Origin of the sequence: Actinophytocola sp., assembly GCF_009379765.1 — a bacterium.
Classification (GTDB): domain Bacteria; phylum Actinomycetota; class Actinomycetes; order Mycobacteriales; family Pseudonocardiaceae; genus Actinophytocola.
Genome location: NZ_WHTD01000201.1, coordinates 1 through 14,321, shown reverse-complemented (window position 1 = coordinate 14,321; position 14,321 = coordinate 1). Strand labels below are relative to the sequence as shown.

Here is a 14,321-nt window from a genome sequence, read left to right as displayed (position 1 = left end):
TATGCAACAATCGCATCTACGAAGTGCCCTTTCGGCTATGGGTATCGGGGTGTCAGCAACTCCGATTCTCCCAGGTCAAAGGGCACTTCTGCTGTCACGACACACTCCCGGTGACAATCCGCGCGGTGGATCCAGGCTGAGACCAGCCGGCAAGACGCTCTCCTCACTGACCGGCATCCTGGTCATGGTCGCCTTGCTCTGGTTCCTGCTGAACTTCGTCTACGCCCCGAGCTGCGGCCGGTTCGCGTGCAGCTACGTGCCGTCCTGGTTGCCGCAAGCACAGGCCGACAGCGGCGACGCGTGCCCGGATGACATCACAGCCGCCGCCACCGATGCCGCGTGGGCAGCGGAGCGCGGCGAGACGATCAAGGACGCCAAGCTCACCACCGGCCTGTACTACGACCCAGACGGCACCCAACACAGGATCACCAGCGGCCACGAGGAGATCTCTGACCGTATCGAGGCCCTACTACGGTCATCGGGCAAGGTGAGCTTTCCCCCGGTCGGGCGCCACCCGGCCATCACCCACGTAGAGACCAAGATCGCGATGATCATGCGCGAGACGGAAGTGACCACCGTCGTGGCCGTGATCAACAACGAGGAAGGGCCATGCCCCGGCCCCTTCTCCTGCCAAGCCGTGCTCGGTGTCGTGCTGCCGGCCGGCTACACACTGACCGTATGGTGGCCGGGGATGAACAAACCAGCAACGTTTACCGGACAGGAGGCATGACGTGACCACCGTCGCCCCCCGCGTCCTGTCCGCCATCTCCGGAGGCGCGTTCCGCCCCTGGCACTACGCCAGCACCGACACCGAGCGACACCAGATCATCCAGGATCTACTCGGGCAGGACAGCGGGCACGTCCTGTTCTACGTCTGGGACCGGCAGGCCGGGGGTGAGGCCAACGAGTACCCCGGCCACCAACTCAAGATCGTCTACAACGGCGGCATGGGTGCCGCGCACTACACCAACGGCGACACCGAGCATGGACCGGCAGGGGCATGGTTGGCGCAAGCCGACCAGCCACCCACCGACCCACCAGAGGTCATCTACGACCCATGGGACCCCGACCGGGTATCGCTCCCGGCCACTGCACTACTCCCCATCGATCGACTTCGCCAGATCGCCGAGGACTATGCGACGACCGGCCAACGACCGACCGCCGCGCGGTGGACTCCGGTGGAGTGGGTCTGACTCGGTACGCATCGGGTACACGCGAGGGTGACCGCTGACCCCAAACAACCACCAACGACCACGGGTCATCTGTGCATGTCAGAGGCCATTCGATCTTGTTTCGGCAGGTCAGGGGCTTGTCGGTTCTCGAATCCAACACTCAAGACCCGCGAGTCCAACCTTCCGGACCAGTGAGTCCAACATTCGCGCACGTTCCGAACGTTGGACTCGCGGTACCCGAACGTTGGACTCGCGGGGTCAGCGGAGCTGGGCGGCGGCTTTGGCGTAGGCGTCGGCGCCGCTGAAGACGTTCTGGCCGTAGGTCACCGAGCCGTTGTAGGCCATGACCGCGCGCCACCAGCCCTCGGCGGTGGACAGGTCGCCACCGCTCGCGCACAGGTAGCGGGCCGCGGACAGGGCCGCGTCGTCGACGTTCTGGGGATCCGGCGGCCGGCCGTCGGCGATGGCTCGGGCGCCCCACCGCTGCCAGGTCGCCGGCAGGAACTGCATCGCGCCCACCGCGCGGTCCCACCGCGAGTCACCGTCGAGGCGGCCGCCGTCGGTGTCCGGAATCGCGCGCACACCCGGGGAGCCGTCCAGCGGGATGCCGATGATCGGCGGCGTCAGGCGGCCGTCCGCGCCGATGTCGGAGCCGCCGTAGCGGCCGTGGTGCGACTCGACCCGACCGACGCCGGCGAGCGTGGCCCAGCTCAGCCCGCACGCCGGCGCCGACGTCCGGACCGCCAGCTCCGCCTCCGCGTAGGCGACGAGGCTCCGCTGCGGGATCTGGGTCTTCTCCGCGAGTGTCGTGGCCCAGTCCCGGACCGCCGCGGTGGTCGGCCGGGTCGCGTCGTGTGCGGCACCCGGCGCGATGGCCGCCCCGTGCGGCACGGCGCTCCCCGGTGGGACCTCCAGCTCGGGCACCGGGAAGTCCGGCACGGCCATCGGCGGGGGCGGCCGGTCATCCGGCTCGTCGAGCCCGATCACGACCGCGACCACGGCCGCGACCAGCGCGGCGACGAGGAAGAACGGCCAGACGACTCGGCGGCGCGGCGGCGGTGGCGAGGACGGCGGCTCGACAAGCGTGGTCGACGGAGGAGTTGGGGGTACGGCCACCCGATCCAGGCTACGTATCGATTCCGAAGGCTGTGTTCGGGATGACGGACCTGCCCGCCGAAGCGATCCGGTATGTCGCTTCTTCACTGCTGCCAACCTGCGCAAACAGCCCATAACGGGCTGATTGGTTTGCGGATTGGTTGCATCGGACACCTCGACTGGACTTTGCAGGTGAGCCTTACCTAATGTTCTGCAAGGTTAGGCAACCCAACATGAGGAGGCGGACGTGCTGTTCAGCAGCGCGCTGATCGGTCTCAGGGAGGGCCTGGAGGCCGCCCTGGTCGTCAGCATCCTCATCGCGTTCCTGGTCAAGACCGGCAGGCGGAGCTCGCTCAAGTGGGTCTGGACCGGGGTCGGCGCGGCGCTGCTGCTGTGTGTCGCGATCGGCACCGTGATCGCGTACACCATAGGTGAGCTGCGGTTCGAGCAGCAGGAGATCGTGGGCGGCTCGCTGTCGATCATCGCGGTGGGCTTCGTCACATGGATGATCTTCTGGATGCGCGCCACCGCCAGGACGATCTCCACGGAGCTGCGCGGGAAGCTGTCCGCCGCGGTCGAGCTGGGTCCCGTCGCGGTCGTCGTGATGGCGCTGCTGGCCGTGGGTCGCGAGGGCCTGGAGACGATGGCGTTCTTCTACGCCAACGTACGCACCGCCGAGCGCGGCACCCATCAGCCGCTGATCGGCTTCGTCGTGGGCATCACGGTCGCGATCGTGCTGGGCTGGCTGATCTACCGCGGCGCGGTCAGGTTCAACCTCGGCAAGTTCTTCCAGATCACCGGCATCCTGCTGGTGTTCGTCGCCGCCGGCATCCTCGCCTACGGGCTGCACGACCTGCAGGAGGCCCGGGTCCTGCCCGGCCTGAACACGCTGGCCTTCGACCTGTCCGGGCCCATGCCCGAGGACTCCTGGTACGGCGCGCTGCTCAAGGGCCTTCTCAACTACTCCGCCCAGACCACCGTGCTGCAGGCGATCGCCTGGGTCGCCTACGTCGCCGTCGTGCTGACACTTTTCCTCATGCCGCCCAAGGAAACCGCGGCCCCCGCACGTCCGGCGCCCGTGCCGGCCAGCTCTGTCAAGGAGAACCAGTGATCTCGACATCCGTCCGCGTCGCGCTCGCAGGCGTCGGTCTCGCCACGGTGGCCGCGCTGACCGGCTGCGGCACCCAGACCCCTGAGGAGGAGTCGGGTGGCGCGATCGCCGTCGACGCCGGCGACGACTCCTGCGCGGTGGCGCGGACCGACGCCGACGCCGGCACGATCACCTTCGAGGTGACCAACAACGGCAGCCGGGTCACCGAGTTCTACCTCTACGCCGAGGGCGACCGGATCATGGGCGAGGTCGAGAACATCACGCCCGGCCTGACCCGGCGGCTCATCGTCGAGGTGGCCGAGGGCGGCGACTACGAGACCGCGTGCAAGCCGGGCATGCGCGGCGACGGCATCCGCGGCGCGTTCACCGTCTCCGGCCAGGCCGACAAGCAGGTCGACACCGACACCAAGCTCGCCGAGGCCACCAAGAGCTACCAGCGGTACGTGAACTCCCAGACCGACGCGCTGGTGACCAAGACCGAGGAGTTCGTGGCCGCGGTCAAGGCCGAGAAGGTCGACGAGGCCAAGGCGCTGTTCCCGGTGACCCGGATCTACTGGGAGCGGATCGAGCCGGTGGCCGAGAGCTTCGGCGACATCGACCCGAAGATCGACGCCCGCGAGGACGGCCTCGAGGAGGGCATGGAGTTCACCGGCTTCCACCGGCTGGAGAAGGACCTCTGGGTCACCGGCCTGCAGGCCGACTCGTCCTCGATCGCCGACCGGCTGATGGCCGACATCGAGGACCTGGCGAGCCGGGCGAAGGCCGTCGAGCTGACCCCGCTGCAGCTGGCCAACGGCGCCAAGGAGCTGCTGGACGAGGTCGCCACCGGCAAGATCACCGGCGAGGAGGACCGCTACTCGCACACCGACCTGTGGGACTTCCGCTCCAATGTGGACGGCTCGCAGGCGGCCATCGCGGCGTTGCGCCCGGTGATCGAGGAGCGCGACCCCGAGCTCCTGTCCACCTTGGACGAGCGGTTCGACGCGGTGGACGCGCTGCTGGAGAAGCACCGCAAGGGCGACGACTTCACGCTGTACACCGAGCTGACGCCGGCCGACGTCAAGGAGATGTCCGAGGTGGTCGACGCGCTCGGTGAGCCGATCAGCCAGGTCGCCGAGGTGGTGGCCGGCCAGTGACCGACTCGACCCACATCTCCCGGCGGCGCCTGCTCGGCGTCGCCGGAGCCGGCGCCGCCGCGGTCGGGGTCGGCGCGGCGGCCGGGGTCCTCGCCGACCGGTCGCTCGGCGCGGACTCGGTGGCGAACGCCGCCGAGTCGGCCGCGTCGGTGCCCTTCCACGGCGGGCGCCAGGCGGGGATCATCACGCCTGCGCAGGACCGGATGCACTTCGTCGCGCTGGACGTGCGCACGACCTCGCGCGACGAGCTGGCGCAACTGCTCGCGGACTGGACCGATGCGGCGGCGCGGATGACCCGCGGCCTCGAGGCGGTCGAGAACGGCGCGGTCGGCGGCCCGCGGGCCGGAGCGCCGAAGGACACCGGCGAGGCGCTGGACCTGCCGGCGTCGGCGCTGACCGTGACGATCGGCTTCGGCCCGTCGCTGTTCGACGGCCGGTTCGGGCTGGCGTCGAAGAAGCCGGCGGCGTTGCGGGAGCTGCCCCACTTCCCGGGCGACGACCTCGACCCGGCGCGGTCCGGCGGCGACATCTGCATCCAGGCGTGCGCGAACGACCCGCAGGTGGCGGTGCACGCGATCCGCAACCTGGTGCGGATCGGGTTCGGCAAGGTCGTGGTGCGCTGGTCGCAGCTCGGCTTCGGCCGCACGTCGTCGACCACGCGCTCGCAGGCGACGCCGCGGAACCTGTTCGGTTTCAAGGACGGCACGCGCAACCTCAAGGCCGAGGAGCCCGCCGAGCTGGACGAGCACGTGTGGGTCCAGCCCGGGGACGGCCCGGACTGGCTGGTCGGCGGGACCTACCTCGTGGCGCGGCGGATCCGGATGCACATCGAGATCTGGGACCGGACGCCGCTGTTCGACCAGGAGGACATCATCGGCCGGGGCAAGGGCGAGGGTGCGCCGCTCGGCCAGCTCAAGGAGTTCGACGAGCCGGACTTCACCGTCGGCGGCGAGGGCGGCGTCCCGCTGATCCCGCCGATCGCGCACATCCGGCTGGCGGCGAAGGAGTCGCTGGGCGGGGTGCGGATCCTGCGCCGCGGCTACAACTTCACCGACGGCACGGACGGCCTCGGCCACCTCGACGCCGGCCTGTTCTTCGTGGCCTTCATGCGCGACGCGCACGAGCAGTTCGTGCCGATGCAGCAGGCTTTGTCCACAAAGGACAAGATGATGGAGTACGTGGAGCACAACGGCTCCGGCCTGTTCGCGGTCCCGCCGGGCGTCGCGCGCGGCGGCTACTGGGGCGACACCCTGTTCGGCTGAGCCGGGTCAGCGCGCGGGTTTGGTGGCCTTCAGCGCGTAGAGCAGCGGAATCAGCGGCGCGTCCGCGGGAAGGGCGAACCAGCCGTCGGCGTCCCGGACCATCGTGGACCAGCGGGGCCAGGGCAGCCGGCGGTCCTCGCGCAGCCGGTCGATGCCCAGCCCGGCGCCGGTGAGCGCGGTGACGACCTCGCCGACGTCGTGGCGCCACTCGTAGGCGACGGTGGCCTCGGTGAGGGCCGGGCCGTCGGTGTAGGTGCGGGTCGCGTCCCGTTCCTCGGCGCCGCGGCCGGCGAGGAAGTCGCCGCGGACGCGCAGCTCCTCGCTGCCGTCCGCGGGCGGGACGACGCCGAGCGCGTAGAGCAGCGGGTGGAACTCGACGACGTACAGCGAGCCGCAGGGCCGCAGCAGGTCGGCGACGACGCCGGCCCAGCGGTCGAGGTCGGGCAGGTAGCAGAGCGCGCCCTTGCCGGTGTAGACGACGTCGAAGGTCCGGCCGCCGAGCGCGGCGACCGCGTCGTGCACGTCGGCCTGGACGTAGTCGATCGCCAGGCCGCGGTCGGCGGCCAGCCCACGCGCCTCGCGCACCGACGCGCCGGAGATGTCGAGCCCGACCGTCCGCGCCCCCGTCTCGGCCAGCGCGATGGTCTCGGTGCCGAGGTGGCACTGCAGGTGCAGCAGGTCGAGGCCGGCCAGCGGGCCGAGGTCGTCCCACTCGTAGTCGGCGAACCAGCCCGCGGCGGGCCGGCTGCCGTCGAGCCCGTAGAAGGCGCTGGCCGCGTGGATGGGGGTACGGGCGTCCCAGTTGGCCCGGTTGGCGTCGATCATCCGCCGGGTCTCGGCGTCGAAGGTCGTCATGCGCTCCATGGAGCCAGACCCACCGGATCTTGTCCACCGGTCCCGGTGAGTCACCCGTCGACGCGCCGCCCGCCGCGCGCCCGCACCCAGCGGCAGGTGCACCTCGTCGACGATCTCGACGAGGACGCCGTCGGGCACCGAGGCGACCCCTCGGGTGACGAGCTCGTTGCGCACCAGGACCATGGCCCCCCTGGGCGAGCCCAGGTCGCGGTTCATCCGGCGCAGCAGCGCCAGCACGTCGCCGCGCAGCTCGCCGGTGTCGGGTGGCAGCCGGGCCACGGCCAGCCGCCGGTACGCGGCGCCGCCGAGCGCGGCGCAACACCACCCGCCGACACCTCGACCCCGAGGTCGTCCGGCGCGAGCTGCGGGTCGTCCGCGCGGACCTCCACTGCACCGCCGCCCGGCTCACCGGCGGCGACGCGGACCGGCTGGAGATCGCCGCCACCCTCGCCGCCGACGCCGGCCTGGAGGTGTGGCTCTCGCCGTTCACCTGCGGCCTGACGATCGACGCGCTGCTCGACGTCGTGGTCGACTGCGCCGAGCGGGCCGAGCGGGCCGAGCGGCTACGGCGGCGGGGTGCCGAGGTCGTGCTCCTCACCGGCTCCGAGCTGAGCTTGTTCAACGTCGGGTTCATGCCCGGCGACACCCTCGCCGAGAGCGTCGGCCTGCTGGCGACACCCCAGCGGCTGCGCGAGCTGCTGCCCGGCGTCCGGGAGCGCGTCGACGACTTCCTCCGCACGGCGGTCGCGCCGGCCCGGGAGCGGTTCGGCGGGCGGGTCAGCTACGCCTCGCTCCCGTTCGAAGGCGTCGACTGGACCCCGTTCGACCTCGTCTCGACCGACGCCGGCTACCGGTCGGTCGAGGTCGCCGAGGGGTACCGGGACGGCATCCGCGCCCTCGTCGCGCAGGGCAAGCCGGTCGCGATCATCGAGTTCGGCTGCACGACCCACCGCGGGGCGGCCGACCTGGGCGGCCGCGGCGACTCGATCGTCGAATGGAACGAGGACGGCACGCCGGCCCGGCTGACCGGCGATCCCGTCCGCGACGAGGACGAGCAGGCGACGTACCTGCGCGAGCTGCTGGACATCTTCGCCGCCGAGGGCGTGGACACCGCGGTCGTGAACACGTTCGCCCGCTACGACCTGCCGCACCGCGACGACCCGCGCACCGACTTCGACATGGCCGGCTACGGCGTCGTCAAGGTGCTCGAGGACCGGCTCGACGACAGCTACCCGGACATGGCGTGGGAGCCCAACGCCGCGTTCGCCGCCCTGGCCGACCGCTACCGGGGCTGACGCGTCCGACGCGGACGGCTACAGCGGGGGCAGCTCCGGCGGCGTCGCGGCGGGCGTCCGCGCCAGTGCCTCCAGGGCCAGGCGGACCGCCGTGTCCAGCTGGGGGTCCCGGCCCTCGGCGTGGTCCCGTGGGGTCATCACCACCTCCACGTCCGGGTCGACGCCGTAGTTCTCCACGCCCCAGCCGGGGCCGCGCAGCCACGTCGCGTACCTCGGCTGGGTGACCAGCGTGCCGTCGACCAGGTGGTAGCGCATGTCGATGCCAATGACGCCGCCCCACGTCCGGACGCCGACCACCGGGCCGATGCCGAGAGTCTTGATCGCGGCGTTGACGATGTCGCCGTCCGAGCCGGAGAACTCGTTGGCGACCGCGATGACCGGGCCGCGTGGCGCGTCGCCGGGGTAGCTCTCCGCGCGGTGGCCGTTGCGGCTCACCTGCCAGCCGATGATCGTGCGCCCCAGCTTCTCGACCACCAGCTGGGACAGGTGGCCGCCGCGGTTCTCCCGGACGTCGACGATGAGCGCCTCGCGCTGGATCTCGAGTCTCAGGTCCCGGTGCAGCTGCGCCCACCCGGTGGCCACCATGTCCGGCACGTGCAGGTAGCCGATCCGGCCCTCGCTCGCCTCGTGCACGTGCGCCCGCCTGCCGGCCACCCAGTCGTGGTAGCGCAGCAGCATGTCGTCCAGCAGCGGCACGACCACGACGCTGCGCGCCGGGCCGCCGCCCGCCGGGCCGATGCGCAGCTCCACCGGCTTGTCCGCGGTGCCGGCAAGCAACGGGCCCGGTCCTTGCGCCGAGGACACCGGCCGGCCGTCGACGGCCAGGATCGCGTCGCCGACCCGGACCGCGACGCCCGGCGCGCGCAGCGGCGAGCGGCCGTGCGGGTCCGACGACTCGCCGGGCAGGATCCGGGTCACCCGCCACCCGCCGTCCTCGTCGCGCTCGATGTCGGCGCCGAGGAGCCCGATCCGCCGCGCGGACTCGTAGCCGCCGCCGGGCGGGGTGACGTACGCGTGCGAGGTGCCCAGCTCGCCCTGCAGCTCCCACAGCAGGTCGACCAGCTCGTCGTGCGAGCCGACCGCGTCGACCAGCGGCCGGTACCGCTCGCGTACCGCGGCCCAGTCGACGCCGCCCATGTCCGCGCGCCAGAAGTGGTCGCGCATCAGCCGCCACGCCTCGTCGAACGACTGGCGCCACTCCGCGCCCGGGTCGACCTGCACCCGCACCCGGGACAGGTCCACCTGCACGTCGTCGGCGGAGTCCGAGTCGCCGTCGGACTTCCGGTCGGCCGCCTGCACCCGCAGGCTGCGCCCGTCGCGCACCAGCAGCCGCTCGCCGTCGCCGCTGACCCACACGGCGTCGACGCCCTCGGTCAGCACCTCGAGCTTGCGCTTGGCGAAGTCGTAGCGCTCGAGCACCGCGCGCCCCGCGTCGTCGTCGTCGAGGTCGCCGTCGTCGCCGAGCACGCCGGACAGCGGGTTGCGCAGCCACACCAGGCCGCCCTTGGTCGCGTGCAGGGTGGCGTACCGCGCGGCCGGCACCGGCACCGGCACGACCCGCTCGGCCAGGCCGTCGAGGTCGACCTCGGTGCGCGGCGGGCCGTCGTCGGCGCCGTCCCCGCTGTCGTGGCCGCCGTCGTGCTTGTCCTTGTCCTTGTCCTTGTCCTCGTCCTCCACCGGGCGCCCGCGCAGCTGCGGCGAGAACGGCGACGGCGTGGTGGCGGCCAGCGGCACCAGGTGCGGCCGGGACCCGTTGGGGAAGGAGATGTCGAACACGTGCACGTCGTAGACCGGGTCGAAGCTGCGCGCGGACAGGAACGCCACGTGCTTGCCGTCGACGGTGAACACCGGGTCGGTGTCGACGAACCGGATCGGCGTGACGTCCACTATGGACAGGTCGGTGGTGCTGGCCATCCTGATGTGCCGCAACGGGATCGGCCCCGGGTGCGACCAGGCCAGCCAGCCGGAGTCGGGGGAGAACGCGAGGTCGCACGGGTCGCCGTCCTCGCTGCGGGTGACCTCGCGCAGCTCGCCGGCGGCAGCGTCGACCAGCAGCAGCCTGCCGTCGTGGGTGGCGACCGCGACGCGCCGGCCGTCCGGGGACGCGGCCAGCTCGAGCACCCGGCCCAGCTGCCCGGACCCGATCCGCCGCGGCGTCGAGCCCTCGGCGACCCCGTCGACCGGCGCGATCTCCAGCGCGTCCTCGCCGTCGGCGTCGGTGACCCAGACGACCTGCTCGCCGAGCGTGCGCGGCAGCCGGGCCCGCACGCCCGGCTCGGCGGCGAGCACCCGGACCGGGCCGTCGCGGTGGGTGAGCCAGTGGACGGTGCCGCGCACCTCGACCGCGCTGCCCCGCCCGCTGTGGTCGGGGCCGATCTCGCCCAGCTCGTCGGCGGCCCGCACCGGGTAGGGCGCGCGGGCGCTGCGCGGCCGCCGAGCCGGACGTCGAGCTCGCGCGGTTCGGCGTCCAGCCCGTCGACGAGCCACAGCCGGCCGGCGCGGTGGAAGATCACCCGGGTGCCGTCGGTGGTGGCGTTGCGCGCGTAGAACTCGCCGGGCACCTGGTGGCGGCGCAGGTCGGTGCCGTCCGGGGCGCAGGAGTACAGGTCGGCGACGCCCTCGTGGTCGGACAGGAAGGCGAGCCGGTCCCCCACCCACATCGGCGCGGACAGGTTGCCGTCGAGCTCGGCCTGGAAGCGGACGAACTCCCCGTCGCCGTCCGCGTCCAGCCACAGCTTGCCGGCGGTGCCGCCGCGGTAGCGCTTCCACCACGCGGGCTCGCGGGAGAACGCGCCGAGCAGCAGGACCGCGCCGTCGGGGCCGAAGGCGAGGCCGCCGACCGGACCGTAGGACAGCCGGCGCGACCCGCTGCCGTCGGCCGCGATCTCGTGGACCCAGCTGCGGCGGATCGACGGCTGGCCGACGGAGCTGGTGGCGAGCACGGAGCCGTCGCCGGCCCAGCCGATGACCTCGGTGTTGACGTCGCCCCAGTAGGTGAGGCGCCGGCTGGGGCCGCCGTCGGTCGGGGCCAGGTGCACCTCCGGCTCGACGTCGCGCCAGCTGGTCCAGGCGAGTTGGCTGCCGTCCGGGGAGAACCGCGGCGAGCTCGCTCCGGCCTGGTCGGCGGACACCCGCCAGGCGCGGCCGCCGTCGATGGGAGCCAGCCACACGTCGTCCTCGGCGACGAAGGTCACCAGATCGCCGTGCAGGTGGGGGTAGCGGAGGTAGGAGTCGGTCACGCCGCCACGTTAGCCGCGACCGCCGACGTTCCGCGGCGAAGATTTGATGTTGTGCCCCAACGCCCCGCGAGTCCAACCCGAACGACCCGCGAGTCCCCCACTCGCGAAGGGCGAGTCCCCCCATTCGCGGGTCCCGCGCGTTGGACTCGCGGGTCCGGAACGTTGGACTCGCGGGTCCTGGGGGGTTGGACTCGCGGGTCCTGGGGGTTGGACTCGCGGGTTCGGAGCGTTGGACTCGCGGGTTCTGGGGGTTGGACTCGCGGGGGTCGGGGTCGGGTCGGGTCAGGGGGTTCGGGGCCAGAAGTGGCGCCAGGTGTCGGGGGGCATCGTCGAGGGGTCCACGCCTGCCTCGCGGGCGGCCCGCTCCGCCGTGCGCACGTCCTCGGCGAAGCGGCGGGACACCGCGCGCAGCTCGCCCTCCGGGTCGTCGCCTGCGCGTTTGGCCAGGGCGGCCAGGTCGAACAGGCGCGAGCCGGTGTCGCCGTTGCGCGGCAGCAGGTCCTCGGGCACGCCGGCGCGGGCGGTGCGCTGCGCCAGCTTCGCGGCGAGAGCCAGGGCGGGCTGGCCCGTCGCCACTCCGTCCACACTGGACTCGCGGCGCTTCTCCGCCTGCTTGTGCTCCTCCCAGCGGATCTGCTGGGTGCCGGCGTCGCGCACCGCCGGGTCGCCGCCGGCGAACACGTTCGGGTGGCGGCCGACGAGCTTGGCGACCAGGCCCGCCGCCACGTCGTCGACCGAGAACGGGTCGGCGGCGTCCTCCTGGGCGACCCGGGCGTGGAACAGCACCTGCAGCAGCACGTCGCCGAGCTCCTCGCGCAGCGCCGCGCGGTCACCGTCCTCGATGGCCTCGAGCAGCTCGAAGCACTCCTCCACCAGATACTGGCGCAGCGAGTCGTGGGTCTGCTCGGCGTCCCACGGGCAGCCACCCGGCGAGCGCAACCGGTCCATCACCGCGACCGCGGCCAGCAGACCGGCACCGACCGGCCGGGGCGCGGCGATCACCGGCGCCCCGCGAGCGAGCAGCGCGGTCGCCGCCGGATCGTCGAGGTCGTCGGTGACCAGCACCACCGGGTCCGGGAGCGAGTCGGGCACCTTCGGCAGGTCGAGGCCCACCCCGGCGGTCGCGTAGACCTCGGTGGCGGACCGCAGCAGCGGCACGGCCGCCGCCGGCACCTGGTCCCGGGCGACGAGCACGACGACCGTCCCGGACGGCGGCGACGCCATGGGATCGGCCGTCATGGGATCGGCGTCACGGGGTCACTGCTGGGTGTCGGCGTCCGCCGGGGGCAGCACCACGCCGGCCGTCTCGGCCTCGCTCGGCGCCACGCCCATCGCGGACGGGTCCCACACGCCGTAGCGCGGGCTGATCCGGATGTCGGACCGGTCGGCCGTCGGCTGCAGCAGCCGGCGACCGATCGCGACGATCTGGTCGGCGCTGACCTGCGGCGGCTGCGTGGCCTGGCCCGTGGCGTCCGTCTCGCGCGAGCGGATGAGCCCGACCACCCAGAACGCCTGGTCGGCCGACGGCTGGAAGGCGACCACCGAGCCCTCACTCGCACCGAACATCACGCTCGACGCCAGCGTCGGGTCCAGCTGGCCGGCGAGGAACTCCCCGGCGACCTTGGCGTCCATGCCGGCGTCGGCGTCCGCGGCGATCAGCTCGGCCACCTTGTCCGGGTCGTCGGCGAACTCGTGCGCCTTCGCCTCGGCCTTCTCCTTCATCGACTCCGGCGCGGCACCCGCGTCGTCGGAGGCGATGGTCGTGTAGTCCATCGTGACCTTGAGCCCGTCGAGCTGCTTGTCGGCGAGCTGGGCCAGCAGGATCTGGTCGGTGACCGTGTCACGCAGGTCGCGCGCCCGGTACACCAGCTGCGCGGCCAGCGCCTCCGGCGGCACGCTGCCGTCGGTGGGCACCTCCTTGCCGAACGGGTCCTGGTCCATCGCCGCGGCCACGTCGTCGCGGCTCGCGGTGATGTTCTCCTCGCGGGCGACCTTGGTGACCAGCTCGTGCACGACCAGCTGGCCGAGCGCCTCGCGGGCGACCAGGTCCAGCTTGTGCTGCTGGGCCAGCGGTCGCGCGGCCGGCTGCTCCTTCACCACCTTGTCGAGGATGGCCTGCACGTCGTCCACCGAGATCGACCTGCCATCGATGATCACGGCGGAGTTGACCTGGCTCGGCCCGGAACCACACGCGGTGAGCGCCATGACCAGCGAGGTCAACACGACAATCAGACCGGCGGGACGCAGCTTGGCAGTCGTCACGGCTGCCAAGCCTCTCACAGCGGTTCACCCGACCGGTGCTGGGGCGATCTCCAACGAGTCGAGCAGGTTCGCACACCAGTCGAGCAGCGCCGTGTCCCGCAGCTGCGGGGCGCCGATCCGGCCCCCCGCGGCACCTTCGGTGGGCCGCGGCACGGACACCAGGTTGGTGACCGCCTTGTAGTTGGCCTTGGGGTGCAGGCGCTTGAGCCGCACCAGCTGGGAGTCGCGCAGGGCCAGCGGCGCGAACCGGACGAGGTTGCCCTGGGTGGACACCTCGGTGACGCCGTGCCGGCGGCAGGTCTGCCGGAACGTCGCCACCGCGAACAGCCGCTGCACCGGCAGCGGCGGTTTGCCGTAGCGGTCCTCGAGCTCCTCCGCCACCGCGGCGAGCCCCTCGGCGTCGGCCGCGGCGGCGAGCTTGCGGTAGGCCTCCAGGCGCAGCCGCTCGCCCGGCACGTAGTCGTGCGGGATGTGCGCGTCGACGGGCAGGTCCACCCGGACCTCGGCGAGCTCTTGCTCCTCCTCGCCCGGCTCGGCGCCCGCGTGCTTGCGGAACGCCTCGACAGCCTCGCCGACGAGCCGGACGTAGAGGTCGAAGCCGACGCCCGCGATGTGCCCGGACTGCTCGGCGCCGAGGATGTTGCCGGCGCCGCGGATCTCCAGGTCGCGCATGGCGATCTTGAAGCCGGCGCCGAGTTCGGTGAACTCCTCGATGGTCTTGAGCCGCTTCTGAGCGTTCGGCGTCACCAGCTTATGCGCATCCACGATCAGGTAAGCGTAGGCGCGGACCTTGGTGCGCCCGACCCGGCCGCGAAGCTGGTGCAGGTCGGCCAGTCCGTAGATGTCGGCCTGGTCGATGAACATGGTGTTGGCGTTCGGGATGTCCAGTCCGCT

At 72.3% G+C, this 14,321-nt stretch carries 13 protein-coding genes; 6 read left to right on the top strand and 7 right to left on the bottom strand.

Features of this window, described 5'->3' with window-relative positions:
• The first annotated feature begins 184 nt into the window (after positions 1-184).
• Both GEV28_RS37975 and GEV28_RS37970 read left to right on the top strand, forming a co-directional pair.
• Positions 185-730, top strand: coding sequence for a DddA-like double-stranded DNA deaminase toxin (locus GEV28_RS37975; protein ID WP_291418461.1), 546 nt, complete (start codon positions 185-187; stop codon positions 728-730).
• A gap of 1 nt (position 731) precedes the next feature.
• The gene (locus GEV28_RS37970; RefSeq protein ID WP_291418460.1) at positions 732-1,193 is read left to right on the top strand and encodes an Imm1 family immunity protein; all 462 of its coding nucleotides are present in this window, start codon (positions 732-734) and stop codon (positions 1,191-1,193) included.
• Positions 1,194-1,430: 237 nt separating this feature from the next.
• Here the strand turns inward: GEV28_RS37970 and GEV28_RS37965 are convergent, their stop codons facing one another.
• On the bottom strand, positions 1,431-2,288 hold the full coding sequence (locus tag GEV28_RS37965; RefSeq protein WP_291418458.1) for a lytic transglycosylase domain-containing protein: 858 nt from the start codon (positions 2,286-2,288) through the stop codon (positions 1,431-1,433).
• 226 nt (positions 2,289-2,514) lie between these two features.
• Between GEV28_RS37965 and efeU the strand changes: the two genes are divergently transcribed.
• Genes efeU through efeB form a run of 3 tightly spaced genes read left to right on the top strand, consistent with a single transcriptional unit; the run spans position 2,515 to position 5,776 of the window.
• Positions 2,515-3,378 (top strand): iron uptake transporter permease EfeU, encoded by an 864-nt coding sequence (efeU, locus tag GEV28_RS37960; protein WP_291418457.1) that lies wholly within the window; start codon positions 2,515-2,517, stop codon positions 3,376-3,378.
• A complete protein-coding gene (efeO, locus tag GEV28_RS37955) occupies positions 3,378-4,514 on the top strand; it encodes an iron uptake system protein EfeO (protein WP_291418465.1) in 1,137 nt (378 codons plus the stop codon). The genes efeU and efeO overlap by 1 nt, the downstream gene beginning before the upstream one ends.
• Positions 4,511-5,776 carry an iron uptake transporter deferrochelatase/peroxidase subunit gene (gene efeB, locus GEV28_RS37950; RefSeq protein WP_291418455.1) on the top strand — a complete coding sequence of 422 codons (1,266 nt, stop codon included), beginning with the start codon at positions 4,511-4,513 and terminating at the stop codon, positions 5,774-5,776. The genes efeO and efeB overlap by 4 nt, the downstream gene beginning before the upstream one ends.
• 6 nt (positions 5,777-5,782) lie before the next feature.
• Here the strand turns inward: efeB and GEV28_RS37945 are convergent, their stop codons facing one another.
• Entirely contained in the window at positions 5,783-6,910 is a 1,128-nt protein-coding gene (locus GEV28_RS37945; protein WP_291418453.1) for a methyltransferase, read from the bottom strand.
• Between GEV28_RS37945 and GEV28_RS37940 the strand changes: the two genes are divergently transcribed.
• Positions 6,895-7,926, top strand: a complete 1,032-nt coding sequence (locus GEV28_RS37940) for a hypothetical protein (RefSeq protein ID WP_291418450.1) — start codon at positions 6,895-6,897, stop codon at positions 7,924-7,926. The genes GEV28_RS37945 and GEV28_RS37940 overlap by 16 nt on opposite strands.
• A gap of 18 nt (positions 7,927-7,944) precedes the next feature.
• Here GEV28_RS37940 and GEV28_RS37935 read toward each other — a convergent pair whose 3' ends face one another.
• The 5 genes from GEV28_RS37935 to GEV28_RS37915 all read right to left on the bottom strand — a co-directional run.
• Positions 7,945-9,090 (bottom strand): PDZ domain-containing protein, encoded by a 1,146-nt coding sequence (locus tag GEV28_RS37935; RefSeq protein WP_291418463.1) that lies wholly within the window; start codon positions 9,088-9,090, stop codon positions 7,945-7,947.
• Positions 9,091-9,812: 722 nt separating this feature from the next.
• A complete protein-coding gene (locus GEV28_RS37930; protein ID WP_291418448.1) occupies positions 9,813-11,165 on the bottom strand; it encodes a hypothetical protein in 1,353 nt (450 codons plus the stop codon).
• Positions 11,166-11,447: 282 nt separating this feature from the next.
• Entirely contained in the window at positions 11,448-12,404 is a 957-nt protein-coding gene (locus GEV28_RS37925) for a MazG family protein (protein ID WP_291418446.1), read from the bottom strand.
• A gap of 18 nt (positions 12,405-12,422) precedes the next feature.
• Positions 12,423-13,427 (bottom strand): SurA N-terminal domain-containing protein, encoded by a 1,005-nt coding sequence (locus GEV28_RS37920; protein ID WP_291418444.1) that lies wholly within the window; start codon positions 13,425-13,427, stop codon positions 12,423-12,425.
• 24 nt (positions 13,428-13,451) lie between these two features.
• Positions 13,452-14,321 (bottom strand): TRCF domain-containing protein (locus tag GEV28_RS37915; RefSeq protein WP_367115275.1); only part of this gene is annotated, 870 nt, incomplete at its 5' end.